Origin of the sequence: Streptomyces sp. NPDC048521, from assembly GCF_043199855.1 — a bacterium.
Classification (GTDB): domain Bacteria; phylum Actinomycetota; class Actinomycetes; order Streptomycetales; family Streptomycetaceae; genus Streptomyces.
Genome location: NZ_JBICWR010000004.1, coordinates 572309 through 597781, shown reverse-complemented (window position 1 = coordinate 597781; position 25473 = coordinate 572309). Strand labels below are relative to the sequence as shown.

Genomic DNA, 25473 nt, shown 5'->3' with positions numbered 1-25473 from the left:
GCTTCGGCGGGGTCGAGGTGCGCTACGACCCCTCGGCGGCGCCCTCGCCCGGCGCGCGGGTGCCGGACTGCGGGCGTGGGGGGGGGGGGGGGGGGGCCCCGCCCCCCGCCCGGGGGGGGCCGCCGGGGGCGGCCGGGTGCCCGGGGCGCCCCCCGGGGGGGGGGGGGGCCCCCCGGGGCGGGGGGGGGGGGGGGGGGGGGGGGGGGGCGGGGGGCCGGGGGCCCCCCCCGCGCCAGGTGCACGAGCCGTAGGTACGGGGGGAACCCCGGCTCAGTGCGACGGCCGATGACCAGTCGGCTCACTCAGTACTGCGTCCCGGGCCCCGGAAACGTCACACCCCTCGCGGAAAAATTTCGACGGAACACGAAACCGCAGGTCAGAGGGCTGCACGCCGATCAGGGGGAGGTGTCAGAGGGCGGTGTACGTCGGGCTCGGTGCCGGGGTCGTCGAGGCCTGGCCGTGGTGCTCCGGGCGGACCGGGGCGACAGCCGAGGGAGCGGGTGCGGCCCCGCCGCGGTGCCGGCCCTTGCCGCCGCCCCCGCCCTTGCCGTTGCCCTTGCCCTTGCCCTTGTCCCCGCCCTTGCCGTTGCCCTTGCCGGGGTGGCTGTCGTCGTCGCCGCTCTGGCCGTCCCCCTTCTCGTCACCCTTGCCCTTGCCGTTGTCCCTGCCCTCGCCCTTGCCGCTGCCCTTGCCCGCGTCGCCCCCGGCGCCCTTGTCGCCGTTCGCGGTGCCGGAGGTGGGGCCTGCGCCGGCCAGGACGACCTTGCAGTACGTGGGCACGCGCGCGGAGCCGCCCGCCTGGTTCTCCAGCGCGCGCTTGCGGCCGGCGTCCAGTTCCCTGCCGTCCCGGATGTCACGGCAGGCCGCGGCGGCGCCGTTCCAGCCGGTACCGGCGGTCGCGGAGGGGGCGCCGGAGCCGGGAGCGCGGCTCGGGCCGGTGCCGTCGCCGGGTCCGGCGGCCTCGTCGTCGGCGTCGCCGCGGGTCGCGCCCGCGCTGCCGCTCGGCATGCCCGGCCCCGTGCCGGTGGTGGCCCGCGGCGAGGCGGAGGGGAGCGGCTGTCCGGAGGTCCCGGCGGTGACGGAGACTGCGGGCCGGGGGCGTTCCTCGCCGAACGGTGTGGGCAGCACCCCGCTGCCGGCGGCGACGGCGACCCCGCCGAGCGTGCCCGCGGCCACGGCGGCGGCGAGCGCGAGCCGCGCCGGGCGGGCCCAGCGGAGGCGGGCGGCGATTCCGGTACGGGGCGGTTCACCGATGCGGACCAGGCCCGCGCCGGTGTCGTGGGCGGGCACGCCGGAGCGCCGGCCGGGGGTGCCGTCGGCGAAGGCGGCGGCGGTGCGTTCGGCCTCGGCCGCCTCACGGGCCTTGCGGAACGCGGCCAGGGCGGCCTGCTCGCCGGGGAGTTCACCGGGGGCGGGGGCCGTCTCGGCGGACAGCGCGCCGAGCGCCTTGGAGAGGCGTTCGGCCTGGTCACGGGCGGAGGGGTCGACGGCTTCCAGCGACTCACCGCGCAGCAGACGTTCCGCCGTTCCACGATTCAGCCACTTGTAGTGCTCGTCGGCCATCACATGTCCTTCTGCGTCCGCGTACGCGTATGCGTCACAGTTGCGGACGTCACCGCGCGACGACGCGGTTCTCGCTGGGGTGGCAGCGCGTCGAGCACGCCCGCCGATTCCGGATCGTCGCCGAGCAGCTCGGCGAGCCGCTTCAGGCCCCGGTGCGCGGCGGTGCGCACCGCGCCCGCGCGTTTGCCGAGCGTCTCGGCGGCGGTCTTGGCGTCCAGCCCCACCACCACGCGCAGGACGACCGCCTCGGCCTGGTCCTGCGGGAGCCGCGCGATGAGGGAGAGGGCGCTGTCGGTGGCCAGGGCCTCGATGGCCTCGCCGGCCGTGTCGGACTCGGCGGGCCGGCCGGTCAGTTCCGTCTCGTCGCCGCCTATGGCGGGGCGGCGGCCGCGCATGCGTATGTGATCCAGGGCACGGTTGCGGGCGATCCGGGCGGCCCAGCCGCGGAACCGGTCGGCATCGCCGCTGAACCGGTCGAGGTCCCGGGCGATCTGCAGCCAGGCCTCGGACGCGACGTCCTCGGCGTCCGGATCGCCGACCAGCGTGCGCACATATCCGAGCAGCCGCGGGTGCACCGCGCGGTACACCGTACGGAACGCGGTCTCATCACCGTTCTGTGCTGCACGTACTGCGGCGGTCAGCTCCGCGTCGTCCCCCAGCACCGCACTCCCTTTACGCCTGTCTTCGGTCGGCGCGAAAGGCACGTTACGGCGTGAAACCGCTCCTCGTCCATGTCTGTAGAAGATGCAACTAACTCGTGACCGGGTGCGAATGTGCGCAGGGTGAGGTCCGGCGTGGCCGGGTGTGACAGAAAACGCACTCATGGCGCTGAAGAAAGTACGGGCCGTGCGCGGCCCGTCCGCGCGACGGCCGGGGCCTCTCCTGTGGGGGGTGGCGGCCCCGGCCGTTGCCTTGACTCGGCACGGCCGGGCGGCCCGGCTCACTTCTTCCCGTCGGCCTTGGCGTCCGTGGGGCGCGGCTTGTCGCTCCTGCCCTTGCCGCCCTTGTCGCCGTCGCTCGCCTTGCCGGCCTCCGGCCCCGGCGAGCGGGCCGCTCGAGTGCCTTCGGCGGCTTCGGCGGCTCGGGCAGCGCAGTAGGCCGCGACCCTCTCCGTGCCGCCGGCCGCGGTGACGAGCCGCTGCCAGGCCGTCGCCCCCAGGGCGCCTCCCCGGTGGCCGGCCTTCGCGTAGGCACGGCAGTGCGCCAGGGTGTCCTTGGCGGTGTCCGGGTGCCCCGGGCGGGCGGCAGGGGCGGCCGAGCCCGCGTCGGTGGACCCGGGGGCCGGGTCGGCGGCCCCGGGGGCCGGCCGGTGCGAGGCGCTCGTCGACGGGTTCGCCGGCCGCGGGGTGTCCCGGCCGCCCGCCGTGCCCGAACCGGCCGAGCCGATCGCGGCGACGGCGACACCGCCCAGGGCGAGACTCGCGAGCGCGACGGACAGCGCGCCCTTCAGCGAGGCCCGCGCGCGGCGTGGTTCCCCGGACCGCCAGTCGTCCCGGGCCCGCGTCCGCGCGGAGTGCGCGCCGGACTCACGGGCGGCACGGAACGCGGCCACGGCCCGCCGCTCGGCCTCCGCATCCAGGCCGGCTACGACACCGTCGGCGCGCAGCACGGCACCCAACCGCGCCTCGAAACGGGACAAGGACTCCGAGGACTCCGAGGACTCCGAGGACTCCGAGGCACCGTAGGAACCGGAGAATTCGAAGGACGTGGCGGAGCCGGGGGACCGGTCGGCGCGGCCGGGGGGGTCGGCGTACTCCGCTGTGCCGGTGCGGTCCGGGACCTCGGTGCGCGGCGGGGCTGCGATGCGTGGCGGGAGCTCGGCGTGTTCCGAAGTCTCGGTGCGGTCCGGCAACGCGGTGCGGGGTGGTGCTTCGGTGCGGGCCGGGGTGGGGGGCGTGTCGTCCGGGTGTGCCCGTCGGCGGCCGGGCAGCCCGTCGCCGCTGTGCCGTTCACCCATGTCCGTTCCCGTCCTCGTCCGGTCCGCACGGCCCACCGCACACAGGCGACCCCCCGTCCCCCGTGCGGGGTCCGGAACCGTCGGTTCTCCCGTATCCATACGGCTCGTGGCCGTCGCCGTTCACTCCCACTCCCCCAGCGTGCGGGGATCCGCTTCCCTCACACCCTCGTCCGCCGCGTCGTGCACACCCAGTTGCCGGGCCAGCCGTTTCAGCCCGCGGTAGGCGGCCGTGCGGACGGCGCCGGGGCGCTTGCCGAGGACGCGCGCGGCGGCCGGGCCGTCGAGGCCGACGACCACCCGCAGCAGCACGGCCTCGGCCTGGTCCGGCGGCAGCGCGCGCACCAACCCCAGCGCCCGCTCGGTGGACAGGGACTCCAGGGCCTGGTCGTGCGTGCTGTGCCGGCCGGGCAGGTCCAGTGCGGCCTGGTCGAGCGCGGCCGCCCGGGGCCGTACCCGCTGCCGGCGCAGGTGGTCCAGGGCGCGGTGCCGGGCGATGGTCGCGGTCCAGCCGCGGAATCCGGCGCCGTCCCCTTTGAACCGGCCGAGGTCGCGGGCGATCTCCAGCCAGGTTTCGGAGGCCACGTCCTCCGCGTCCTCGCCGACGAGCCCCCGCAGATAGCCGAGCAGGGCGGGCTGCACGATCCGGTAGGCCACCGCGAAGGCGGTCTCGTCGCCGTCCTGGGCCCGTGCGACGGCAGCGCCCAGTTCCCCGTCCTGCGGCTGCAGGCGGCGGCGTTCCCCTCCCTGGCCCAAGACCGTCCTCGTTCGTGCCGAGTTCATGGCCACTGCGTGGCGCGTCCCTCACGGTGCGACACGCTGTCGGCCGTGTCTCCGCCTTTCACGATCATCAGCGCCGGACCTCACAGAAATGTCACAGGCCTCAGCGGTCCCGCCACCCGCACACGCGGCGACGGCACCCTTGCGCCGAAGTCCCGGCCGGTCAGGCGAGGGGTCTCCGCACCCGCCCGTGCAGCGTCAGGTAGAAGGTCTGCAGGGACTCCTCGGCGCCGCCGAACTCGAAGCGGTTGACGACCTTGCCGAGGGGGTTCCACACCCGCCCGTCCGGCATCCGTACCCCTACCGACTGACCGAAGTAGGCACGCTGCTCGTCGTCGAAGTCCACCCACGCCGCCCCCGCGCGGCGCACGAGCACCTCACCGACGTACGCCCCGAGCCCGAAGAGCGCGCCCCGCACCCGCTCGCGGTCGGCGCCGCCCTTGCGCAGTCCGTCGATCAGGAAGTCCACGACCCGCAGACTGCGCTCGGAGTAGTCGAGCGGCAGGCGGCTGCGGACGGTGGCACGGGTGACGAAGGCCGACGCGCACGATCGCATCTCCTCCGAGCCTGACCGCGTGCGCACTCCACTCATGACACCGACTCCCCTTCGTCCGAATCAAGGGGAGCTCGGACGGCGTTCCCCCGTCCATCAAGCGGAATGTGCCTGTCCGACATCACGGGTCACAGGAGTGTCGATCACCACACGGGAAAGTCACAGCCGACGTACAACCTTCTCGGCCTGTCGCGCGTCTTCACCGTCCGGCTGCCACCGCCGCCCAGTGGCAGGGGCCACATGACTCACCTCATGTCGCGGTTCGGAGTTCGCGATTCGCACTTCGCGGCAGCGATTCGCCTGGTTTTTCCGCCCGTTGGCCTGCGGCCTGTGCGGTGCGCTATAACCCGCGTTCATGCCAAGGACCGATTCGGACGCGACGGCAGGTGAAGCCGCCGTCGACCGCGCCTTCGCGCTGTGCCGTATCCCGGTCGGCCTGGCAGGCCAAGTGACACTTGGCCGGGCCTGAGCGCTGTGTAAGTGGCACCCGTGACGCGTGGTGCTGTCGTGATTCGTTGTCTAGGGGTGGGTTAGTGAGTCCTCGCAGGACCCGTGCGTACAGACCGCTCAGCTTCAAACGGAGAGCCTGGCTGACGCTCGGCGCCGTCGTGCTGGGCGGTGCCGGAGCGGTCACCTATGCCGTCGCGGACCCGGGTGCGCACGACGACGGGAAGGGCGCCCGCCGCCAGCCGTCCGTGCACACCCTGAAGCTGGCCGACCAGGGCGGTGGGCACCGGGGGCTGGCCAAGCACGACACCAACCGGTTCTCCGCCGCGCTGCTCACCTGGAACGACGAGCGGGCCAAGCTGAAGGGCACCCCGGAGATCCGCTACCGCTCGCGGGAGACCGGCGAGTGGTCCGACTGGCAGAAGCTGCCGGACGACCCGTTCTCCGCCGACGGCGCCGAGGGCGTACGGGCCCGCGAACGCGCCCGGGGCGGCACCGCCTCCGTGTGGACGGGTGACGCGGACGGCATCGCGGTCCGCGTGGTCGAGGCGGACGGCACCGCGGCCGAGGGGCTCCCGGCCGGCATGGACGTCAAGCTCCTGGACCCCGGCACGGACCCGGCGGGCAGCCCGCAGCCGGCCGCGTTCGCGGCGGAGACGACGACCCCGTCGACGACCGGCTCGCCGTCGGACACCTCGTCGGGCAGCCCGTCACCCACCGGCTCGGCGTCGGCGTCCCCGACGGACTCGACGTCGGCCTCGGCGTCCGCTTCCGCGTCCGCGTCGACCTCCGCGTCCGCCTCCGCCTCCGCCTCTCCCAGCCCGACCAGCACGGTCCCGGCGCCACGCCCCTCCACCGTCGTCAAGCCGCCGGTCATCACGCAGGCCGAGTGGGGCGCCTCCACGGACTACGACGGCACCCCGAGTTACGGCACGGAGATCAAGGCGGCCGTCATCCACCACACCGGTGTCGACAGCGACAACACGGTGTCCTGCGCCGACTCCCGGGCCCGGATGCGGACCATCCAGCAGGAGCACTTCTCCCGCGGCTACTTCGACATCGGCTACAACTTCGTGGTCGACCGCTGCGGCCAGATCTTCGAGGGCCGCAGCGGCGGGATGGACCTGCCGGTGGTGGGCGCGCACGACATCGGGTTCAACACGAACACGGTCGGCATCTCCTACATCGGCAACTACATGACCGCACACCCCTCGCGGGCCGCGCTGGACTCGATCGCGCGGATCGTGGCCTGGAAGTTCGGGATGTACGGCATCGACCCGACCGGCAAGGTCACGCTGACCTCCGGCAGCCCCAAGGGCCAGGACGGCAACCTGATCGACAAGGGCCAGCAGATCACCCTGCCGCGCGTCTTCGGCCACCGGGACACCAACGCCACCGCCTGCCCCGGCGACAACCTCTACAAGAAGCTGTCGCTGATCGCCACGCTGGCCAAGACCCCGGGCATCTCGCACGCCCTTCCCACCTCCGACCGCGACCGGGACGGCCTGCCCGACCTGGTCGCCGGCACCCCGAAGGCCAACTCGGTTTCGATCGTGCCCGGTGGTGTGGACGGGCCGGTCGCCTCGAAGAAGGTCACGCTCACCCAGAACAGCGCGGGCGTGCCCGGCTCCTCCGAGACCGGTGACGCGTTCGGTACCGCGACCGCCTGGGGCGATGTCAACGGCGACGGATACGCCGACCTCGCGATCGGTTCGCCCGGCGAGGACGACACCACCGGCCACGCCGACCGGGGCTCGGTCACGGTCATGTACGGCCCGGCCCTCAACACCGGGTTCTCGTACAACACGTCGGGCAGCATCACGGCGACCGGCGCCAAACTCGGCTCCACGGTCACGGTCGGCGACTTCAACGGCGACGGCAAGGCGGACGTGTTCGCGGCCGGCACCGGCAAGGGCGGCAACTGGAACGTACGGCTGACCGGCGGCGCCACCACCTCCGGCACCCTGACCACGGCCACCGGCTCCCTCGCCTACCTGGACGCCGCGACCGGCGACTTCAACCGGGACGGCTTCGCCGACGTCGCCCTCAACTACCGTGACTCCGGGGGCATCTCGCGCGTGGTCCGGTTCGCCGGCTCGGCGACCGGGCTGACCAGGGCGGGCGTGCTCAGCGTCAAGGGCGGCCGCTCCGTCGCCTCCGCCGACTTCAACGCCAACGGCTACGACGACCTCGTCATCGGCCAGCCGTACACCGCGGAGTCCGGCGCGTACCGGGGCGGTCAGGTGACCATGCTGCTCGGCACCTCCACCGGCTTCACCACCACCGGGATGAAGACCGTCCACCAGGACACCAGTGGTGTGCCGGGCAGCGCCGAGGACGGCGACGCCATGGGTGCCGCGGTGTCGGCCGGCGACTACAACGCCGACGGCTACCCCGACGTCCTGGCCGGGCTGCCCGGCGAGGACCTCACCCGCGACGGCGCGAACCGTTCCAACGCCGGCTCGGTGCTCCTCCTCAAGGGAAGCTCCACCGGCCTCACCGGCACCGGCGCGGTCGCGATCTCGCAGGACACCTCGGGCGTGCCCGGTGCCACCGAGAGCGGCGACCAGCTCGGCTCGTCGGTGTCGCTGACCGATCTGTCCGGGTACGGCCGGGCCGACCTGACCTTCGGCGGGGCCGGGGAGGACGGCGGGGACGGCATCCTGATGTACCTGCCGAGCAACGGCACCGGACTCGGGTACGCCCAGACGGCGGTGTTCAGCAAGTCGGCCCTCGGTACGCCGACGGACGCGGCCCTGGGCACCACCCTGGCGCCGTAGCGCCGTGACGCGTTCCGGCCGGGGCCCGTCCCGAGGAGGGCCCCGGCCGGACGCTCAGCCCATGGCGACCGCGTCCCGGCACAGCAGGCGCAACGAACCGTGGCCGTCGAAGCAGCGCCGGGCCTCCTCGACGGGGTCCCACAGCCGGCCGCCGGGGGTGCGCACCCAGTGCTCGCCGCCGGTCGCCCACCACTCGGCGCCGGTCTGCCGGACGATCACCTCGCCGGCGTAGGCGCCGAAGCCGCGCAGCACGCTCTCCACCGCCGCGTACGGCGGCCCCTCACGGCGTATCTCCTCGATCATCCGGTCCACCCGCCACAGGCTCTGCGCCGAGTAGTCGAGCCGTACCCGCGCACCCTCGCGCATGGTCGCGACCGCGTCCGCCGCCCACCGCACGGGTTTCGCCGCGGCGTGCGGCCTGGTCTCCTGCTGTGCTGTCACGTACTGGGCTGTCACATAAGGAAGAGCGAACCGGGAGAACCATCCGTCACCGGGATCCGGAGCCTTACCGCAACCGTCGCAGGACCGCCCCACGTCCACCGCACGACAGGCACAGGACCCACCCGGCCACGAGGTGCACACGCCGGCCCCTCGCCGCACGCGACCTGAAACGCCGGACCTTCCCGCACCTTCTCGCACACGCGATCCGAGACGCCGGCTCACTCACCCACGCGACCTGCGGCGCCGGGCTCTCTCACGCTCCGGATTCCGCAGTGCCCCGGGCCCGGCGGGAGACCACCGCGCGCAGCACGCGGCGGCCCTCGACCGAGACGTCCAGGGCCCGGCGCAGGCCCTGCGCACCGTGGCCGGCGAGGAGCTCCAGGACGGTGATCTGGCGGCGCAGCTCGGCGGCGACGAGCGGCGGCAGGTCCTCCGTGTCTCCCGCGCGCCCGGCGTCGAGGCCGTCGTCGCGTGCGGTGCCGTCCGCGGCGGGGTCGAGCAGCCGGTGGATGCGCAGGGAGGCGACCGAGCAGGCGTCGGCCCAGGGCCGCACCGCGTCGGCGGTGCGCTCGGCCGGAGCCGAGTCCAGCATGCGGCGGGCGAGCCCGGCGGCCTCGTCCTCGGCGGACGGGGTGGTACCGAGCGCGGCGCGGGCCTTGGCCAGGCCGCCGCCCCAGTCGGAGTCGTCGGCGAGGCCGGCCCACAGCGGGCGCAGCAGTGCGTCGTCGCCGCCGAGCAGAGGCAGGCACCGATCCAAACAAGCCAACCCGCTGGCGGCCAGTCCGCGCTCGTCGGCCTGTGCGATCAGTTCCACCAGGCTCATGAAAGCCTCCCTCGCCAGGGCGCCGCCCGGTACGGAGCCCGCACTTCCCCTTACTGCGTGCGACGGCGCGGGAGTGTCACAGCCGCAAGTTTTCAGCCAAGGGCGGGGATCGGCATCGGACCGGCGAGGGCCCTTTCGTGCTGCATCCGGGTGATCTTCAGGACCACGAGGACGGCCAGCACGGCCGCCACGACGTCGAACGCGTCGGAGAACAGCATCTGGCGGGCCGCGTCACGCAGCGCGGCCGCCGTGTCGGCCCGCCCGTACATCCTGGAGGCGGCCCGGTCGGCGAACAGGGAGACGAGCCACACGGACCACCACGCGTTGACGAGGGCGTGGCCGGGACGGTTGGCCCAGGTGGCGCTGGAGTCGAAGATGTCGAGGACGACGCGGCGTGGGAACCACAGGTTCACCACCGGGACGAACCAGCCGCCGATCGTCCAGCCGCGCGCCTTGCTGTGCCCGCCCGGGTTGAACACCTCGGCGTTGACCCGCACCCGCCACAGCCAGCACAGGTACACGGCCATCGTGGCGAGCAGGGCGGTCACCTGGGCGAGGCCGGCGGCCCGGTAGAGCGAGTCGGCCCGGTCGGCCCGGTCGATGACGTCGGAGCCGGTGATCCCGTCGGCGAGGTCGCCGGCGACACCCATCTGCACCACGTCGGCCCAGACGGCGAACAGGTCGGCGGAGACGACGAGCCCGAGCAGCGCGGCGGCGGCCCGGCCGAGCCCCACCGGAGAACGGAGCACGGCACCGGGCGCCCCGGCGTAGGCCGGAGCGGGCATGGGCGAGGTCATGATGCGGTTCCCCCGGGATGTGTGAAGTGCGACGAGCGCGCGGCTTCCCCGAGCCGGACACGCGGCACCGGAACATACGGTCCGGGGCCGTCGTACGTCCACTCGAATCCCGGCGCGGTCGCTCAGCCCAGCCGGTCCGCCAGTTGCCGGAATTCCGCCCAGGACAGCGCGGGCTCGCCCGGGTCCCACAGCTTCTGCACGGTGGCCCGCAGCGGCATCCTGATCCCGGCGGCGACCTGTGCTTCCGTCTGCGCGTGCGGGAAGTCGGACCACACCGCGAACGAACCGCCGAGGATCTGCCCGTCGTAGCGCGCCGGCACGGCGGTCGTGCCGCGCAGCACCCGCGGGGTCCACTGCTCGTAGATGCGCTGTCCCGTCGGATACACGAAGGTCTGCGGCTGCCCGAGCACGTAGTAGAGGAACTCGTCGTTGTAGTTGAGCACCTTCCGCCCCGTGCTCAGGTACTCCTCGGGCTGCCGGGCGCCGATCTCCTTGCCGGTCCAGTAGGCGACCCGGAGATCCTTGGCGGGCTGCACGGAGGTCCCGCGGAAGAAGCCGTCGTTCCACGCCCGGGCCGTCCTGTCGTGCGCGCGGACGGTGGCGGCGCGGTCGTTGAGCCAGCCGGTGGTGAGGTCGGCGACGGTGCCGCCGGAGCCGTAGGCCTGCCGCGCTGCGGTGGCCAGCTGCGGATACGAGGCCTGCGGGTCCTTCACGGTCAGGGCCTGGTACTCGTCGCCGCCCAGGTGCCACTGGTCGCCGGTGAAGAGCCCCGCGTACTCGTTCAGCAGATCGTCGACGAGTTGCGCGGACGCGGGCTTGGAGATGTCGATCGCGCCCTTCGTCGCCACCCCGTTCACGTTGCGCAGCTGGAGGTCGGGGTGGGCGGCGAGGACGGCGCCCAGGTGCCCGGGCGAGTCGATCTCGGGGACGACGGTGATGTGCCGGCTGTTCGCCAGGTCCACGATCTTCTTGACCTGCGCCTTGGTCAGATGGTCCGGCGAGACGATCTCGGGGTGGGTGCTGGACTCGATCCGGAAGGCCTGGTCGTCGGAGAAGTGCAGCCCCAGCTCGTTGAACTTCAGGTCACCCAGCTCGCGTATCCGGTCCTCGATCCAGGACTCGGTGAACGGCTTGCGCGCGATGTCCAGCATGAACCCGCGCACCGGCTTGGCGGGCTCGTCCCGCACGACCCCCTCCGGGGCCGGGCCGCCGCCGTGGACCTCCTGCTTCAGCGTGCGGGTGCCGTAGAAGACCCCCGCCTCGCCCGGGCCGCTGATGTCGACCCGCCCGCCGCGCACGGTCATCGTGTACGACTCCCGGTTGCCGCCCCCGCCGAGCGCGAGCCGTACGTCACCGGCCCGTACGTCGTTCTTCTCCCCCGCGTAGGTCAGCCCCAGCTCCCCGGCTATCAGCCGTCCCTCGTCGGCCAGCTCGGCGTCGCTCACCACCACCCGCTCGCCCCGCTGCGGCTTCCAGCCGGGGCCGCGCGCCGGGGAGTGGGAGCGCACCGCGGGTATGGTGCGCGGCGCCTGCGACAGCGGATAGGACCGGCTCGGCGTCGGACTCGCCGACGGTGCGGCCGACCCGGAGACGGTGCCGGAGGACTGCCGAGTGGCCCCTTCCTGTCCTCCGTCCGCCGACGCCCACACGGCGACGCCCGTGCCGAGCGCGATGGTCCCGACGAACGCGGCGGCCACCACCGCCCGCTTCCGTATCACTTGCTGCGCCGAGCCCCGGCGCCTGTGCTGGTTCACCCTGCCAACGTACGACCGATCGGCGGTTCATTTGTCACCCAGGCGCTTTGAAACTCTCCCGTCCGAGTGAAATTCAGGCATCGCACGAACACACAGTGACCACTCTCGATAACCTGACGACACACCTTTCACATCCCCTGCCACGCCCCATGTGACGCGAGGACCCACGCTGCCCGCCCACCGTCTCCCGTATCTCCCCACCCCCCTCGACGCCTTCAACGGCGCCCCCGCCGACGAGGCCCGCGCCCTCCTGCTGCACTGCCTGCACAGCCTGCGCTGGTCCCACCGGATCGCCGCCCATCGCCCCTACCCCGACCTGGACGCCCTGCTGGCCGCGGCGGACGAGGCGGCCTACGACCTCTCCCCCGCCGACCTGGCGGACGCCCTGGCGGGCGAGTCGCTTCCCGAGCTGCCCGAGGACACGTACTCGGCGGCCCACATGGCACTGAGCGCGGCACACGCGGCCTACGAGGCGCGATTCGGACATGCGTTCGTCATCTATCTGGGTGACGTCCCCCCGGACGAGGCGCTCGACCGCACCCTCGAAGCCATCCGGTCACGATTGACGAACGATCCGGAGGAGGAACGGGTGACAGCGGCAGAGGAACTCCGCCGCCTGGCACGGGGACGGCTCGGGGAGTACCTGAGGGGTGCGGAGAACTGCGCGACCAGCCCACATGCACCCGTACACGGCAAATAGCACAACCTCCCGCCCCGGCAGCCACGCCCGCTAGCCCAACCGCGTGCCAGTTTGATCACACCGGTAGGCCCCCCGTAAGGCACAGCGCAGCGCCTCGCTACGATGCTGGGGGCCGGTGGACCGTACCCGGCCGGGCCCGACCGACAGTGAAGCCGGCGCGGCCCTAGTCCCCGCTCCCGGAGGGTTCTTCCGTGCCGGCTGGAACGCTGTACCGCGGCCGGGAAGGAATGTGGTCCTGGGTGGCTCACCGAGTCACCGGCGTCCTCATTTTCTTCTTCCTGTTCGTTCATGTGCTGGACACCGCTCTCGTGCGTGTCTCCCCCGAGGACTACGACAAGGTCGTAGCCACGTACAAGACGCCGATCGTCGCGCTGCTGGAGTACGGCCTCGTCGCCGCCATCCTCTTCCACGCGCTCAACGGCCTGCGCGTCATCGCCGTCGACTTCTGGTCGAAGGGCCCGCGCTACCAGAAGCAGATGTTCTGGGCCGTGATGGTCGTCTGGATCGTCCTGATGGCCGGGGCGATCTACCCGGTCCTCGGCCACGCCGCTCGTGTCCTGTTCGGGAGCTGAGGCCCATGTCCACGACTGAAACCCCCGCGTCCGGAGTCGGCCCCGTCGAGGGCGCCCCCCTCTACACCGTCGACCACCCGGCCCCGCTGATCGAGGCGCCGCGCAAGCGCACCAAGAAGACCCCGAAGTCGACCCGGGGCAACTTCGAGCTGGCGGCCTGGCTGTTCATGCGCCTGTCCGGCATCGTCCTGGTCGTCCTCGTCATCGGCCACCTGCTGATCCAGCTCGTGCTGGACGGCGGCGTCTCCAAGATCGGCTTCGCCTTCGTGGCCGGCCGCTGGGCGTCCCCGTTCTGGCAGGTCTGGGACCTGCTGATGCTGTGGCTGGCGATGCTGCACGGCGCCAACGGCCTGCGCACGATCATCAACGACTACGCGGAGCGCCCGAACAGCCGCCTGTGGCTCAAGGGCCTGCTCTACACCGCCACGGTGTTCACCATCCTGCTGGGCACGCTGGTGATCTTCACCTTCGACCCGAACATCCGCTAGGCACGGGGCTGCGAGAATCATGAAGATCCACAAGTACGACACCGTCATCGTCGGCGCCGGTGGCGCGGGCATGCGCGCCGCCATCGAGGCGACGAAGCGCAGCCGCACCGCGGTCCTGACCAAGCTCTACCCCACCCGCTCCCACACGGGCGCCGCGCAGGGCGGCATGGCCGCCGCGCTGGCCAACGTGGAGGAGGACAACTGGGAGTGGCACACCTTCGACACGGTCAAGGGCGGTGACTACCTGGTCGACCAGGACGCCGCCGAGATCCTGGCGAAGGAGGCCATCGACGCCGTCCTCGACCTGGAGAAGATGGGCCTGCCGTTCAACCGGACCCCGAACGGCACCATCGACCAGCGCCGCTTCGGCGGTCACTCCCGCAACCACGGCGAGGCCCCGGTCCGCCGCTCCTGCTACGCGGCCGACCGCACCGGCCACATGATCCTCCAGACGCTGTACCAGAACTGCGTCAAGGAGGGCGTGGAGTTCTTCAACGAGTTCTACGTCCTGGACCAGCTGATCACCGAGGTCGACGGCGTCAAGAAGTCGGCCGGTGTCGTCGCGTACGAGCTGGCCACCGGTGAGATCCACGTCTTCCAGGCGAAGGCCGTGATCTACGCCTCCGGCGGCTGCGGCAAGTTCTTCAAGGTGACGTCGAACGCGCACACCCTGACCGGTGACGGCCAGGCCGCGGTCTACCGCCGGGGTCTGCCGCTGGAGGACATGGAGTTCTTCCAGTTCCACCCGACCGGCATCTGGCGCATGGGCATCCTGCTGACGGAGGGCGCCCGCGGTGAGGGCGGCATCCTCCGCAACAAGGACGGCGAGCGCTTCATGGAGAAGTACGCGCCGGTGATGAAGGACCTCGCGTCCCGTGACGTGGTGTCGAGGTCGATCTACACGGAGATCCGCGAGGGTCGCGGCTGCGGTCCCGAGGGCGACCACGTCTACCTGGACCTCACCCACCTCCCGCCGGAGCAGCTCGACGCCAAGCTGCCCGACATCACCGAGTTCGCGCGCACCTACCTCGGCATCGAGCCCTACACGGACCCGATCCCGATCCAGCCCACGGCCCACTACGCGATGGGCGGCATCCCGACCAACGTCGAGGGTGAGGTCCTGGCGGACAACACGACGGTCGTCCCCGGCCTGTACGCCGCCGGCGAGGTCGCCTGCGTCTCGGTCCACGGCGCCAACCGTCTCGGCACGAACTCCCTGCTGGACATCAACGTCTTCGGCCGCCGCGCGGGCATCGCCGCCGCCGAGTACGCCCACAAGGCGGACTTCGTGGAGCTGCCGGAGGCCCCGGAGTCCTTCGTGATCGAGCAGATCGAGCGGCTGCGCAACTCCACCGGCAACGAGCGGGTGGCGACCCTGCGCCGCGAGCTGCAGGAGACCATGGACGCCAACGTCATGGTGTTCCGCACCGAGCAGACGATCAAGACGGCGGTCGAGAAGATCGCCGAGCTGCGTGAGCGCTACAAGAACGTGGCGATCCAGGACAAGGGCAAGCGGTTCAACACGGACCTCCTCGAGGCGATCGAGCTGGGCAACCTGCTCGACCTGGCCGAGGTGATGGCCGTCTCGGCGCTGGCCCGCAAGGAGTCCCGCGGCGGTCACTACCGCGAGGACTACCCGAACCGCGACGACGTCAACTTCATGCGCCACACCATGGCGTACCGGGAGGTCGGCGCCGACGGCTCGGAAACCGTCCGTCTCGACTACAAGCCGGTCGTCCAGACCCGCTACCAGCCGATGGAGCGTAAGTACTGATGGCTACCCCTGTTCTGGACAAGGCGGACGCGGCCGGCCGGCCCGAGCCCGGTTTCGCCGACTCCCCCTACATCACGGTCACCTTCCGGGTCCGCCGGTTCAACCCGGAGGTCGCGGCCGAGGCGGTCTGGGAAGACTTCCAGCTGGAGATCGACCCGAAGGAACGTGTCCTCGACGGCCTCCACAAGATCAAGTGGGACATCGACGGCACCCTCACCTTCCGCCGCTCCTGCGCGCACGGCATCTGCGGCTCGGACGCGATGCGGATCAACGGCAGGAACCGTCTTGCCTGCAAGACCCTGATCAAGGACATCAACCCCGAGAAGCCGATCACGATCGAGCCCATAAAGGGCCTGACGGTCCTGAAGGACCTGGTCGTGGACATGGAGCCGTTCTTCCAGGCGTACCGGGACGTCATGCCGTTCCTGGTCACCAAGGACACGAACGAGCCGACCCGTGAGCGGCTGCAGTCCGCCGAGGACCGCGAGCGCTTCGACGACACGACGAAGTGCATCCTCTGCGCGGCCTGCACGTCCTCCTGCCCGGTGTTCTGGAACGACGGCCAGTACTTCGGTCCGGCCGCGATCGTGAACGCCCACCGCTTCATCTTCGACAGCCGTGACGAGGCGGGCGAGCAGCGCCTGGAGATCCTCAACGACCGCGACGGCGTGTGGCGCTGCCGCACGACCTTCAACTGCACGGACGCCTGCCCGCGCGGTATCGAGGTCACGAAGGCGATCCAGGAAGTGAAGCGCGCGCTGATCACGCGCCGGTACTGATCCCGGACACGCCCGGCGACGAGGGCCCCGCTCCGTGAGGGAGCGGGGCTCTCGTGCGCGCGGCGGCCGTCCCGGCGGTACGGACGGACCGCTGGTCCGAGGATCGCCGCACGGCTCGGTCCGGCACCTTCCGGCTCGGCCGGCTCGGCAGGTCGGGCCCTCGGCGCGGTGTGCCACACCGGCAATCACGGGATCCCGCCACAGCTCCCTCTACCCTGACGGCATGTCAGATGACCAGTCGTACGAACTGCTCGGATTCGACAACGTGCTGCTTGCCGTCGGTGACCTCGCCGAGGCCGTCGGGTTCTACGAGCGGGCCGGGTTCACCGTGGGGTTCCGGTTCGACGAGGCCGGGATCGCGCTGCTGAAGGTCGGCGGGGAGACGCCCGGCATCCTGCTGCGCGAGGAGGAGGCGCTGGGGCACCGGCCGCCGCCGTGGCCCTCGCCGCGCCTCTGGCTGGAGGTGCCCGACGCCCGGGCGGCGGCGCGGGAGCTGGCCGCCGCGGGCATCGAGCCCCTGGACGAGGTGTTCCAGGTGGCCACCGGATGGACCGTGGAGATCGCCGACCCCTGGGGGAACGTCCTCGGCCTCACGGACTACACCAAGCGCCCGGCGCTGGGCCGAAGGGCCTGACCACCCTTCACCCGGCCGCACCGGCCGGTTCTTCGGGCGAACGGGGTACGTGCCGGCCAGGAGCCGCCGGCGCGGGGCCACGGAGCGGGAGCAGCGCGGGCCGGCCGTCCTGTACGAGGCCGGCCGGACCGTCCTGCTCCGACGGCGTCCGCACGACTCGTTAGGCTCCTCCCGTGCCCGCGAAGAACGACGGCCCCGAGGCGGCCGGCCCCCAGAGCAGCAAGTCCGAGCAGACCCGCGCGCTCATCCTGGAGACCGCGATGCGGTTGTTCCAGGAGCGCGGGTACGACAAGACGACCATGCGGGCCATCGCCAAGGAGGCCGGGGTCTCCGTAGGCAACGCCTACTACTACTTCGAGGGCAAGGAACACCTGATCCAGGGTTTCTACGACCGGATCGCCGCCGAGCACCAGGCGGCGGTCCGGGAGGTGCTGGACCGGGAGACCGATCTGGAGGCGCGGCTCGCCGGCGTGCTGACCGCCTGGCTGGACGTCGCCAGGCCGTACCACGAGTTCGCGGTGCAGTTCTTCAAGAACGCCGCCGACCCCGACAGCCCGCTCAGTCCCTTCTCCCCGGAGAGCGAGCACGCGCGCGAACAGGCCATCAGCGTGCACCGCGAGGTCCTGGCCGGCTCGAAGTCCAAGGTGGCACCCGAACTCCGGGACGTCCTCCCCGAGTTGATGTGGCTCTCGCAGATGGGACTGGTCCTGTACTGGGTCTTCGACCGCACGGAGGGGCGGGAGCGCAGCTACCGGCTGGCCCGGCGGGGGGCCCGGCTGACCGCGCGCGGGGTCTCGCTCGCCCGGTTCCGGGTCCTGCGCCCGCTCGTCCTGGAGATACACGAACTGTTCACGGACTTCCTGCCGGGGATGACGAAGGCACTGCCGGATCCGGGGCGCAAGCGGGGCGAGTGATCACTTCCGGGTGAAGGCGCGGGAACAGGACACCCGGTGTCGCGGCTGCCTACGATGATGCTCTCGACACCAGCCCCTAGGAGGCACGCGATGTCCGCTGCATCCGTCGAGCAGCCCTTCGACGCCGACGAGCCGTTCTCCCTCACGGCCATCGCCGACGAGATCATGGAGCGCCATCCGGGCTACCGCGTCGAGATCATCGGAGGCCATCTCCTCGTGACCCCTTCACCGGATGCCCCCCACGCCGTCGTTCTGACGGATCTCATGGTCCCCTTCCTCGCCGCTGGACTGCACGGCGACGAGAGCAAGGTCGTGCAGAGCGTCGCGATCAAGCTCCCGACCGGCGCCGAGGACTACTGCATCCCCGATCTGGCGGTGGTGGACGCCGACATCGACGACCACTTCATCGAGAACAACGCCTACGACCCGGTCTGCTTCCGCCTGGTACTGGAGGTCACGTCCAGCAACTGGCGGGACGATCTGAAGACCAAGGTCGGCGCGTACGCCGAGGCCAAGGTGCCCGTCTACCTCGTCGTCGACCGCAAGCACCAGCGCCTCCACGTGCTGACGGAGCCCGACGGGAGCGAGTACACGAACCACCGTGTCCACGCTCCCGGGGAGACCGTCACGCTGCCCGACTCGATCGGCGCCGGGGTGACGCTCGACGTGGAGCAGATCATCAAGGCCGGGCAGAAGAAGGCCGACTGATCAGATCCACTCCAGCCGCCACAGCCGGAACACGCCCGTGCCGTCGCTCAGGTACTGGCCGCCGCCCACGTCCTCGGTGCTGACCACGTACTCCACCTGCTGCCACAGCGGGATCAGCGGCACGTCCTCGGCCACGTCGGCCTGGATGTCGCGGAAGTCGTTCGCGGCCCGGCTGCGGTCGGCGAACTGCTGGCTGTCCAGGATGAGGTGGTCGACCAGCTTGTTGCTGTACCCGGTGTTCATCGTGGAGCCGGTGCCGACGAGCGCGGCGCCGAAGGTGTCCGGGTCGGGGTAGTCGGCCACCCAGCCGACCGCCCACGCGTCCATCTTCCCGGCGGCCCAGCGCTTCTGGAAGTCGGTCCACTCGTAGCCCTTGACGTCCACCTTGAACAGGCCGCCCGCCTCCAGCTGCTTCTTCAGCGCCGCCGCCTCCTCCGCGCCCGCGCCCCGGCCGATGCCGTAGCCGAAGGTGAAGCGCACCGGCAGGGTCACCCCGGCCTCGGTGAGCAGTTCGCGCGCCTTCTCGGTGCTCTGCGTCGGGTAGGCGTCGAAGAAGGACGTGGTGTGGCCGACGATGCCGGTCGGGAGCAGCGAGTACAGCGGGTCGACCGTGCCCTCGTAGACCGTCGCGGCCAGCTCCTCACGGTTGATCAGCCAGGCCATCGCGCGGCGCACCTTCACGTCGTGCAGCGGGGAACCGGCGCGGGTGTTGAGGTACAGGTTGCGGGTCTCGGCGCTGTCGGACTCGGTGACGCGCTGCTTGGGGTCGCTCGGGTTCAGCTGCGAGAGCACGCCGGGCGGCAGGGTCCGGGTGGCGACGTCGACCTGCCGGGCCTTCCAGGCGTCGTCGAGCTTGCGCGAGTCGGCGTAGTAGCGCAGCGAGATCGGGCGGCCGGGACCGCTGAGGTAGCCCTTGTAATGCGTGTTCGGCGCGAGCGCGGCCTTCTGCTTGGTGTACGACGCGAGCGTGTACGGGCCCGTGCCGTCGACCCCGGAGTCGGCGCGCAGGTCGTCCGCCGGGTACTTGTCCTTGTCCACGATCGCACCGGCGCCGGTGGCGACCTTCAGCGGGAAGGTGGCGTCCGGGGACGACAGGTGGAAGGTGACCGTCCTCGCGTCGTCGGCGGTCACCGAGCCGAGCGTGCCGAACAGGGACGCCGGGCCGACATCGGAGTTGATCTTCTTCACCCGGTCGAAGGAGAACTTCACGTCCTCCGCGGTCATCGCGCGCCCGCTCGGGAAGGTGATCCCGTCGCGCAGCGTGCACCGGTACGTCTTCAGTCCGCCGCCCTCGAAGGTGCAGCTCTTCGCCGCGTCCGGGACCGGCTCGGCGCCGCCCGGCTCGAACGTCAGCAGCGACTGGAAGACATTGCTGAACAGCGCCCAGGAACCGGCGTCGTAGGCGCCGGCCGGATCGAGCGCGGTGACGGCGTCCGTCGTCCCGACGGTGATGGTCTTGTTCTTGTAGTCCTGCGACGGCAGCAGTTGCCAGCCGCCGATCCCCACGACGGCGAGCACGAGCAACGTCACGAGAATCCGCATGCGAACAGATCGCATGGTGGTGCCCTCCCCAGGCCCCTGAGGCCCTACCCCTGGCCAGCGCGATTTCGCCACTCCCCTAAGTGACGCGGCTCACCTAATCACACCTGTTTCACCCGGGGAAGGGCTTTCTGACCAGATGAGAAAGAACTTACCGAGGCGTTGTTTCCACCGGGTTTCACAGCGCCTTCACAGGCGTGGGAGCGGTTCCGGTCAGGCGCGCGTGGCGGCCAGTTCGATCACCGTCACGTCCGACGGCGCTCCCACGCGCGTGGGCGGGCCCCAGGCGCCCGCGCCCCGGCTGACGTACAGCTGGGTGTCGCCGTAGCGATCGAGACCGGCGACGGTCGGGTTGGCGGCGGCCGCGAGGAGGCTGCCGGGCCAGAGCTGACCGCCGTGGGTGTGACCGGAGAGCTGGAGGTCGACGCCGTGCCGGACGGCCTCGTGGATCTGCACCGGCTGGTGGGCGAGCAGCACGCACGCGCGTGCCGGGTCACGGTCGGCGAGGGCCTTGTCGAAGTCCGGGCCCCGCCCCTCGCTCTCGCCCTGGAGGTCGTTCACCCCGGCCAGGTCGAAGTACGGCAGCTCCGTGCGGGCGTTCTCCAGCGGGTGCAGGCCGAGGGTGCGCACCTCCTCGACCCACTGCTCGGCACCGGAGAAGTACTCGTGGTTGCCGGTGACGAAGTAGGCGCCGTTGCGCGCGGTGAGCCGTGCGAGGGGCGCGGCTGCCGGGCCGAGGTCCTTGACGCTGCCGTCCACCAGGTCGCCGACGACCGCGATCAGGTCGGGCCGGGTCGCGTTCACGGTGTCGACGACCCGCTGCGCGAAGTCCCGGCCGAGGACCGGGCCGAGATGGATGTCGCTGACGACCGCGATCCGGAACCCGTGCGCGGCCCGCGGGAGTTTCGCCAGGGGAACGGTGACGCGCTTCACCCGCGGGCCGCGCAGCACGCCGTAGGTGCCGTGGCCGACGGTCGCGACGGCGGCCGTGGCGGCGGCCCCGGCGACGACCCGGGAGACGAAGAGACGACGGGTGGGTGCGAGGTACGGGTCGGGGGCGCGGGCCGGCTCGGCGGCGGCGGTGGGCCGGGGTTCCGGCGCCACGGTGGACGTACCGGAGGGCTCCACCCGCCGGACTTCCGGCCCCTGCCCGGTCACCAGCTGACTCGGCCGGCCGAGAGGTGCCACCACGGGGTCCCGGCCGGGTCGGCCGCGGCGGTCCAGCGCGCGGCGCAGCAGCGGTCGTACCGCCTCTCCCGCCACCACCGCCAGCAGCAGGTACAGGGCGAGGGCCATCCACAGGAAGCCGGGCCAGGCCAGGGTGCGCTGGAGCCAGAAGGGTGCGCCGGAGCGTTCCGCGACCAGGGCGGCGACCATCAGGACCGGGCCGGCGACGAACACCGCGGTGCCGGCGCGGCGGGCCGGTCCCCGGCCGCGTGTGGTGTCGCGGACCAGGCGCCGCCACACGTACCAGTGCAGGGCCGCCGCGACGGCCAGGACGGCCAGGACGACGAGCGCGAAGACGATGACCACCCCGACCGATCCCCCGTTATGACGTCCGGCGCAGTGCGCGCAGTCCGCGCAACCCGATGACCCCGATGACCGTCCCCAATACGAAGGAAACGACCGCCAGCAGCAGGTGCACCCAGAAGTACGCGGTCGGGTGACCGTCGTCGAAGGCGAGCCCGCTGCTGTCCTTGACCAGGTTCTTGACGAAAGTGATCCAGATGACCCAGCTCCACACCCCGAAGGCGAGCAGGAACCAGGAGATCCGGCGGCTGAGCATCATGCCCCCAGTATCGCCGTCGGCTGTCCGGTTCCGTGTCGGGGGTGGGGCGGGAGGCGGGACTTCACGGTTGGCTCCAGGTACGTTCTCGATCGTGCCTGCACCCAAGAAGACCGGCCGGCGATCGTTGCTGGTCACCTCCGCCACACTGCTGTCCCTGTCCGTCACCGCGCCCGCCGCCCTCGCCGCCCCGACCCCCTCGGCGAGTCCGACCGCCACACCCCCGGCGCAGATGTCCACCGTGGGCGGTGCCCGGCTGGGCCTGCCCGGCACCCAGGTCGACCTCGCCCCCGGCGGGCCGGTGCTGCCCAAGGACCTCACCGCCCGTTCGTGGATCGTCTCCGACGCCGAGTCCGGCGAGGTGCTGGCCGCGCACAACGCGCACTGGCGGCTGCCCCCGGCGAGCACGCTGAAGATGCTGTTCGCGGACACCGTGCTGCCGCGGTTCCCCAAGGACACCCGGCACAAGGTGGTGCCCTCGGACCTCGCGGGCCTGGGCGTCGGCTCCAGCGTGGTCGGGATAAAGGAGGGCGCCACCTACACCGTCCACGACCTGTGGCTCGGGGTCTTCCTGCGCTCGGGCAACGACGCCGTGCACGTGCTGGCCCAGATGAACGGCGGCATCGAGCGGACCGTCGAGGACATGCAGGCGCACGCCGAGGAGCTGCAGGCCCTGGACACCAACGTGGTCTCCCCGGACGGCTACGACGAGCCGCGTCAGGTGTCGTCGGCGTACGACCTGACGCTGTTCGCCCGGTCCGGGCTGCAGAAGAAGGACTTCCGCGACTACTGCGCGACGGTGCGGGCGAGATTCGGGTCCGGCGAGATCCGGAACACCAACCGGCTGCTGAGCGGCGACACCGACGTACCCGTCTATCCGGGCATCGCCGGCGTGAAGAACGGCAACACCACGCACGCGGGGGCCACCTTCACCGGGGTCGCCGAGCGGGGCGGCAAGGTGCTGCTCGTCACGGTGATGAACCCCGAGAAGCACGAGCACAACGAGGTCTACAAGGAGACCGCGAAGCTGTTCGACTGGGGCTTCCAGGCGGCCGGCAAGGTCACCCCGGTGGGCGAGCTGGTGCCACCGAAGAGCGCCGCGACGAACACCGCGCAGCCGGGGCCCAGCCCCTCCGCCGGGCAGGCGACCTCGGGGACCGGCGGTTCCGGCTCCAAGCCGGTGGCGAGCGCCACCACCGAGGCCGGTACCGGTGTCGGTACCGCCCTGGCCATCGCGGGCGGCGTGCTGGTGCTGCTCTCGGGCGGGGTGTTCCTCATCAACCGCCGGTGGCCGCTGCCGGACCTGATGCGCCGTCGGACGCGTCCCTGACGTCGACCTCCTTGCTCTGCGTCGCCGTCCAGGAGGCGCAGAACAGCACGATCTTCGCGGTGAAGTTGATCCACAGCAGCAGCGCCACGGGGACGCCGAACGCGCCGTACATGCTCTTCGTGGCGACCCCCTGGATGTAGCCGCTGAGGAGCAGCTTCAGCAGTTCGAAGCCGATCGCGCCGAGCAGCGCGGCCACCAGCAGGCGGCGGCGCGGCGGCTCGACCCCGGGCAGCAGGGTCAGGACGTAGAGCAGGACGAGGAAGTCGGCGAGCACGGCGACGGCGAACGCGGCGACCTGCAGCAGCAGGCTGCCCCAGCTGTGCTCCTGCAGCCCGATCTGCCGGGACAGCCGGCCGACCGCCGCGGAGGCGAGCGTGGACGCGGCGAGCGTGACCAGCAGGGCGCCGCCGAGGCCGAGGAGGATGCCGGCGTCCTTGACCTTGGTGAGGACCGGGTTCTCCTCGCGGTCGGGCAACTCCCACACCGCGCGCAGGCAGTCCCGTACCTGGCCGACCCAGCCGATGCCCGTGAACAGCAGCGCGGCGCCCGCGATGATGCCGACGGTGCCGGCGTTGTGCGCCAGGGTGCTGATGTCCAACTGCTGGGAGAGGCCCGGGAACTGGTCGGCGATCCTGTGCTCGACGGTCTTCTGGCGGGAGGGGCTCAGCGTGGCGGCGGTGATCGCGGCGGCCACGGTCAGCAGCGGGAACAGCGCGATGAAGCTGACGAAGGTCATGGCGGCGGCCAGCCGGGTCCACTTCACCCGGTCCAGCCGCTCGTAGCACCGCCACGCGTGCGTGGTCATGAGCCGCGTGACGATCGGCCCGATGCCGGGCAGTCTCTTCAGCCAGTCCATGATCCGTTCCTGCCCTCGCGGTCCCTCTCCACACCGCTGAAATGACGTCAATATCAGGGGACATCCCACTAATCACCCGTTTCCAGGAGGTGACCGAATGTTTTGTAACTAATCGCCTGTATATGGACGATACGGTCACCGGCATGTCTGGAGACACCGTTCCCGTCACCGGCTGGGGGCGCACCGCCCCCAGCGTCGCCCGCCTGATCCGGCCACGCAGCTACGAGGAGACCGCGGCGGCCGTCCGCGACTGCGGAGCACGCGGCGCCGTCCCCCGAGGCCTCGGGCGGGCGTACGGGGACGCCGCGCAGAACGCCGGCGGCGCCGTCCTCGACATGACGGGCCTGGACCGCATCCACGTGGTCGACGCCGGAGAGGGCATCGTGCTGTGCGACGCCGGTGTCACCCTGCAGCGGCTGATGGACGTACTGCTCCCGCTCGGCTGGTTCGTGCCGGTGGCCCCCGGCACCCGCCAGGTGACCGTCGGCGGGGCGATCGGCGCCGACATCCACGGCAGGAACCACCACGTCTCCGGCTCCTTCTCCCGCCATGTGCTGTCCCTGGAACTGCTCACCGCCGACGGCGAGGTCCGCACGGTCAGCCCCGGCACCGAGTTGTTCGACGCGACCACCGGCGGCATGGGCCTGACCGGCATCGTCCTGACGGCCACGTTCCGGCTGCTGCCGGTGGAGACGGCGTACCTGACGGTCGACACCGAACGCGCCGCCGACCTCGACGACCTGCTGGCCCGCCTCACCGCCGACGACCACCGCTACCGCTATTCGGTCGCCCGGATCGACCTGCTGGCGCGGGGCGCGGCGACCGGCCGCGCCGTCCTCACCCGCGGTGACCACACCCCGCTCGACGCCCTCGGCAAGCGCACGCGCGCGCGGCGGTACCCGTTGGCCTTCCGCCCGCGCCGGCTCCCGCCCGCCCCCGCCCTCGTCCCCGACGGCCTGCTGGGCCGGACCACCGTCGGGCTCGTCAACGAACTCTGGTACCGCAAGGCGCCACGCGCGCGTACCGGCGAGATCCAGCGCCTGTCCGCCTTCTTCCACCCCCTGGACGGCGTACCCCACTGGAACCGCCTCTACGGCCGCGGCGGGTTCGTGCAGTACCAGTTCGTCGTCGGCCACGGCCGGGAGGACGCGCTGCACCGCATCGTGCGGCGCATCGCCGAGCGCCGGTTCCCGTCCTTCCCTGCCGTCCTCCAGCGCTTCGGGGACGCCGATCCCGGCTGGCTCTCCTTCCCCGTGCCCGGCTGGACCCTCGCCCTGGACATCCCGGCCGCGCTGCCCGGACTCGCCGCGTTCCTCGACGAACTCGACGAGGAGGTGGCCGCGGCCGGCGGACGGGTCTGCCTCGCCAAGGACTCCCGGCTGCGGCCCGACCTGCTCGCCGCCATGTATCCCCGCGTGGCCGACTTCCGGGCCCTGCGCGCGCGGCTCGACCCCCGCGGAGTGTTCGTGTCCGACCTCGCCCGCCGACTCCACCTCTGAAC

The 25473-nt window shown here is 71.9% G+C and carries 24 protein-coding genes; 11 read left to right on the top strand and 13 right to left on the bottom strand.

Features of this window, described 5'->3' with window-relative positions:
• Positions 1-408 precede the first annotated feature (408 nt).
• The 5 genes from ACGFRF_RS13645 to ACGFRF_RS13625 all read right to left on the bottom strand — a co-directional run bounded on the left by ACGFRF_RS13645 (position 409) and on the right by ACGFRF_RS13625 (position 4889).
• Positions 409-1563, bottom strand: a complete 1155-nt coding sequence (locus ACGFRF_RS13645; RefSeq protein WP_393739335.1) for a hypothetical protein — start codon at positions 1561-1563, stop codon at positions 409-411.
• Positions 1563-2225, bottom strand: a complete 663-nt coding sequence (locus tag ACGFRF_RS13640) for an RNA polymerase sigma factor (RefSeq protein WP_393739333.1) — start codon at positions 2223-2225, stop codon at positions 1563-1565. The genes ACGFRF_RS13645 and ACGFRF_RS13640 overlap by 1 nt, the downstream gene beginning before the upstream one ends.
• A gap of 278 nt (positions 2226-2503) precedes the next feature.
• Positions 2504-3520 carry a hypothetical protein gene (locus ACGFRF_RS13635; RefSeq protein ID WP_393739331.1) on the bottom strand — a complete coding sequence of 339 codons (1017 nt, stop codon included), beginning with the start codon at positions 3518-3520 and terminating at the stop codon, positions 2504-2506.
• Between the two features lie 120 nt (positions 3521-3640).
• Entirely contained in the window at positions 3641-4273 is a 633-nt protein-coding gene (locus ACGFRF_RS13630) for an RNA polymerase sigma factor (RefSeq protein WP_393739330.1), read from the bottom strand.
• Between the two features lie 187 nt (positions 4274-4460).
• Complete coding sequence (locus tag ACGFRF_RS13625) at positions 4461-4889, bottom strand: hypothetical protein (protein ID WP_393739328.1); 429 nt, start codon at positions 4887-4889, stop codon at positions 4461-4463.
• 494 nt (positions 4890-5383) lie between these two features.
• Between ACGFRF_RS13625 and ACGFRF_RS13620 the strand changes: the two genes are divergently transcribed.
• Positions 5384-8077, top strand: coding sequence for an N-acetylmuramoyl-L-alanine amidase (locus ACGFRF_RS13620; RefSeq protein WP_393739326.1), 2694 nt, complete (start codon positions 5384-5386; stop codon positions 8075-8077).
• A 54-nt stretch (positions 8078-8131) separates the two neighbouring features.
• Here ACGFRF_RS13620 and ACGFRF_RS13615 read toward each other — a convergent pair whose 3' ends face one another.
• The 4 genes from ACGFRF_RS13615 to ACGFRF_RS13600 form a co-directional block, all read right to left on the bottom strand.
• Entirely contained in the window at positions 8132-8518 is a 387-nt protein-coding gene (locus tag ACGFRF_RS13615) for a hypothetical protein (RefSeq protein ID WP_393739324.1), read from the bottom strand.
• A gap of 253 nt (positions 8519-8771) precedes the next feature.
• A complete protein-coding gene (locus ACGFRF_RS13610; RefSeq protein ID WP_393739322.1) occupies positions 8772-9341 on the bottom strand; it encodes a hypothetical protein in 570 nt (189 codons plus the stop codon).
• A gap of 92 nt (positions 9342-9433) precedes the next feature.
• Entirely contained in the window at positions 9434-10138 is a 705-nt protein-coding gene (locus ACGFRF_RS13605) for a DUF4328 domain-containing protein (RefSeq protein ID WP_393739320.1), read from the bottom strand.
• A gap of 122 nt (positions 10139-10260) precedes the next feature.
• Positions 10261-11892 (bottom strand): glycoside hydrolase family 20 protein, encoded by a 1632-nt coding sequence (locus tag ACGFRF_RS13600; protein ID WP_393739318.1) that lies wholly within the window; start codon positions 11890-11892, stop codon positions 10261-10263.
• A 151-nt stretch (positions 11893-12043) separates the two neighbouring features.
• On the opposite strand from ACGFRF_RS13600, the gene ACGFRF_RS13595 reads away from it, so the two are divergent.
• From ACGFRF_RS13595 to ACGFRF_RS13560, 8 genes are all read left to right on the top strand, one after another.
• Complete coding sequence (locus tag ACGFRF_RS13595; protein ID WP_393739316.1) at positions 12044-12592, top strand: 2-oxo-4-hydroxy-4-carboxy-5-ureidoimidazoline decarboxylase; 549 nt, start codon at positions 12044-12046, stop codon at positions 12590-12592.
• 191 nt (positions 12593-12783) lie between these two features.
• The gene (gene sdhC, locus ACGFRF_RS13590; protein WP_393739314.1) at positions 12784-13164 is read left to right on the top strand and encodes a succinate dehydrogenase, cytochrome b556 subunit; all 381 of its coding nucleotides are present in this window, start codon (positions 12784-12786) and stop codon (positions 13162-13164) included.
• 5 nt (positions 13165-13169) lie between these two features.
• Positions 13170-13652 (top strand): succinate dehydrogenase hydrophobic membrane anchor subunit, encoded by a 483-nt coding sequence (locus tag ACGFRF_RS13585; protein ID WP_393739312.1) that lies wholly within the window; start codon positions 13170-13172, stop codon positions 13650-13652.
• 19 nt (positions 13653-13671) lie between these two features.
• A complete protein-coding gene (sdhA, locus tag ACGFRF_RS13580) occupies positions 13672-15426 on the top strand; it encodes a succinate dehydrogenase flavoprotein subunit (protein ID WP_393739310.1) in 1755 nt (584 codons plus the stop codon).
• Positions 15426-16205, top strand: a complete 780-nt coding sequence (locus ACGFRF_RS13575) for a succinate dehydrogenase iron-sulfur subunit (RefSeq protein ID WP_393739308.1) — start codon at positions 15426-15428, stop codon at positions 16203-16205. Before sdhA ends, ACGFRF_RS13575 begins: the two co-directional genes overlap by 1 nt.
• A 223-nt stretch (positions 16206-16428) precedes the next feature.
• The gene (locus tag ACGFRF_RS13570; RefSeq protein WP_393739306.1) at positions 16429-16839 is read left to right on the top strand and encodes a VOC family protein; all 411 of its coding nucleotides are present in this window, start codon (positions 16429-16431) and stop codon (positions 16837-16839) included.
• A 173-nt stretch (positions 16840-17012) separates the two neighbouring features.
• Positions 17013-17753 carry a TetR/AcrR family transcriptional regulator gene (locus ACGFRF_RS13565; RefSeq protein ID WP_393739304.1) on the top strand — a complete coding sequence of 247 codons (741 nt, stop codon included), beginning with the start codon at positions 17013-17015 and terminating at the stop codon, positions 17751-17753.
• A 90-nt stretch (positions 17754-17843) separates the two neighbouring features.
• Complete coding sequence (locus ACGFRF_RS13560; RefSeq protein WP_393739302.1) at positions 17844-18461, top strand: Uma2 family endonuclease; 618 nt, start codon at positions 17844-17846, stop codon at positions 18459-18461.
• Here the strand turns inward: ACGFRF_RS13560 and ACGFRF_RS13555 are convergent, their stop codons facing one another.
• From ACGFRF_RS13555 to ACGFRF_RS13545, 3 genes are all read right to left on the bottom strand, one after another.
• The gene (locus ACGFRF_RS13555) at positions 18462-20003 is read right to left on the bottom strand and encodes an ABC transporter substrate-binding protein (RefSeq protein ID WP_393739300.1); all 1542 of its coding nucleotides are present in this window, start codon (positions 20001-20003) and stop codon (positions 18462-18464) included.
• Positions 20004-20213: 210 nt separating this feature from the next.
• Positions 20214-21533, bottom strand: a complete 1320-nt coding sequence (locus ACGFRF_RS13550; RefSeq protein ID WP_393739298.1) for a metallophosphoesterase — start codon at positions 21531-21533, stop codon at positions 20214-20216.
• Between the two features lie 16 nt (positions 21534-21549).
• Complete coding sequence (locus ACGFRF_RS13545) at positions 21550-21789, bottom strand: SCO4848 family membrane protein (protein ID WP_393739296.1); 240 nt, start codon at positions 21787-21789, stop codon at positions 21550-21552.
• Between the two features lie 91 nt (positions 21790-21880).
• On the opposite strand from ACGFRF_RS13545, the gene ACGFRF_RS13540 reads away from it, so the two are divergent.
• A complete protein-coding gene (locus tag ACGFRF_RS13540; RefSeq protein ID WP_393739294.1) occupies positions 21881-23116 on the top strand; it encodes a D-alanyl-D-alanine carboxypeptidase family protein in 1236 nt (411 codons plus the stop codon).
• Here ACGFRF_RS13540 and ACGFRF_RS13535 read toward each other — a convergent pair.
• On the bottom strand, positions 23064-23972 hold the full coding sequence (locus ACGFRF_RS13535; protein WP_393739292.1) for a YihY/virulence factor BrkB family protein: 909 nt from the start codon (positions 23970-23972) through the stop codon (positions 23064-23066). The two genes, ACGFRF_RS13540 and ACGFRF_RS13535, sit on opposite strands and share 53 nt — an antisense overlap.
• A 143-nt stretch (positions 23973-24115) precedes the next feature.
• On the opposite strand from ACGFRF_RS13535, the gene ACGFRF_RS13530 reads away from it, so the two are divergent.
• Complete coding sequence (locus ACGFRF_RS13530; protein WP_393739290.1) at positions 24116-25471, top strand: FAD-binding protein; 1356 nt, start codon at positions 24116-24118, stop codon at positions 25469-25471.
• Positions 25472-25473 lie beyond the last annotated feature (2 nt).

Excerpts from the sequence above, each read along its gene's own strand:
- ACGFRF_RS13545 (WP_393739296.1), bottom strand. The coding sequence starts at position 21,789 with ATGATGCTCAGCCGCCGGATCTCCTGGTTCCTGCTCGCCTTCGGGGTG.
- ACGFRF_RS13560 (WP_393739302.1), top strand. The coding sequence starts at position 17,844 with ATGTCCGCTGCATCCGTCGAGCAGCCCTTCGACGCCGACGAGCCGTTC.
- ACGFRF_RS13585 (WP_393739312.1), top strand. The coding sequence starts at position 13,170 with ATGTCCACGACTGAAACCCCCGCGTCCGGAGTCGGCCCCGTCGAGGGC.
- ACGFRF_RS13535 (WP_393739292.1), bottom strand. The coding sequence starts at position 23,972 with ATGGACTGGCTGAAGAGACTGCCCGGCATCGGGCCGATCGTCACGCGG.
- ACGFRF_RS13605 (WP_393739320.1), bottom strand. The coding sequence starts at position 10,138 with ATGACCTCGCCCATGCCCGCTCCGGCCTACGCCGGGGCGCCCGGTGCC.
- ACGFRF_RS13570 (WP_393739306.1), top strand. The coding sequence starts at position 16,429 with ATGTCAGATGACCAGTCGTACGAACTGCTCGGATTCGACAACGTGCTG.
- ACGFRF_RS13575 (WP_393739308.1), top strand. The coding sequence starts at position 15,426 with ATGGCTACCCCTGTTCTGGACAAGGCGGACGCGGCCGGCCGGCCCGAG.
- sdhA (WP_393739310.1), top strand. The coding sequence starts at position 13,672 with ATGAAGATCCACAAGTACGACACCGTCATCGTCGGCGCCGGTGGCGCG.
- ACGFRF_RS13610 (WP_393739322.1), bottom strand. The coding sequence starts at position 9,341 with ATGAGCCTGGTGGAACTGATCGCACAGGCCGACGAGCGCGGACTGGCC.
- ACGFRF_RS13635 (WP_393739331.1), bottom strand. The coding sequence starts at position 3,520 with ATGGGTGAACGGCACAGCGGCGACGGGCTGCCCGGCCGCCGACGGGCA.
- ACGFRF_RS13530 (WP_393739290.1), top strand. The coding sequence starts at position 24,116 with ATGTCTGGAGACACCGTTCCCGTCACCGGCTGGGGGCGCACCGCCCCC.
- ACGFRF_RS13555 (WP_393739300.1), bottom strand. The coding sequence starts at position 20,003 with ATGCGGATTCTCGTGACGTTGCTCGTGCTCGCCGTCGTGGGGATCGGC.
- ACGFRF_RS13645 (WP_393739335.1), bottom strand. The coding sequence starts at position 1,563 with ATGGCCGACGAGCACTACAAGTGGCTGAATCGTGGAACGGCGGAACGT.
- ACGFRF_RS13625 (WP_393739328.1), bottom strand. The coding sequence starts at position 4,889 with ATGAGTGGAGTGCGCACGCGGTCAGGCTCGGAGGAGATGCGATCGTGC.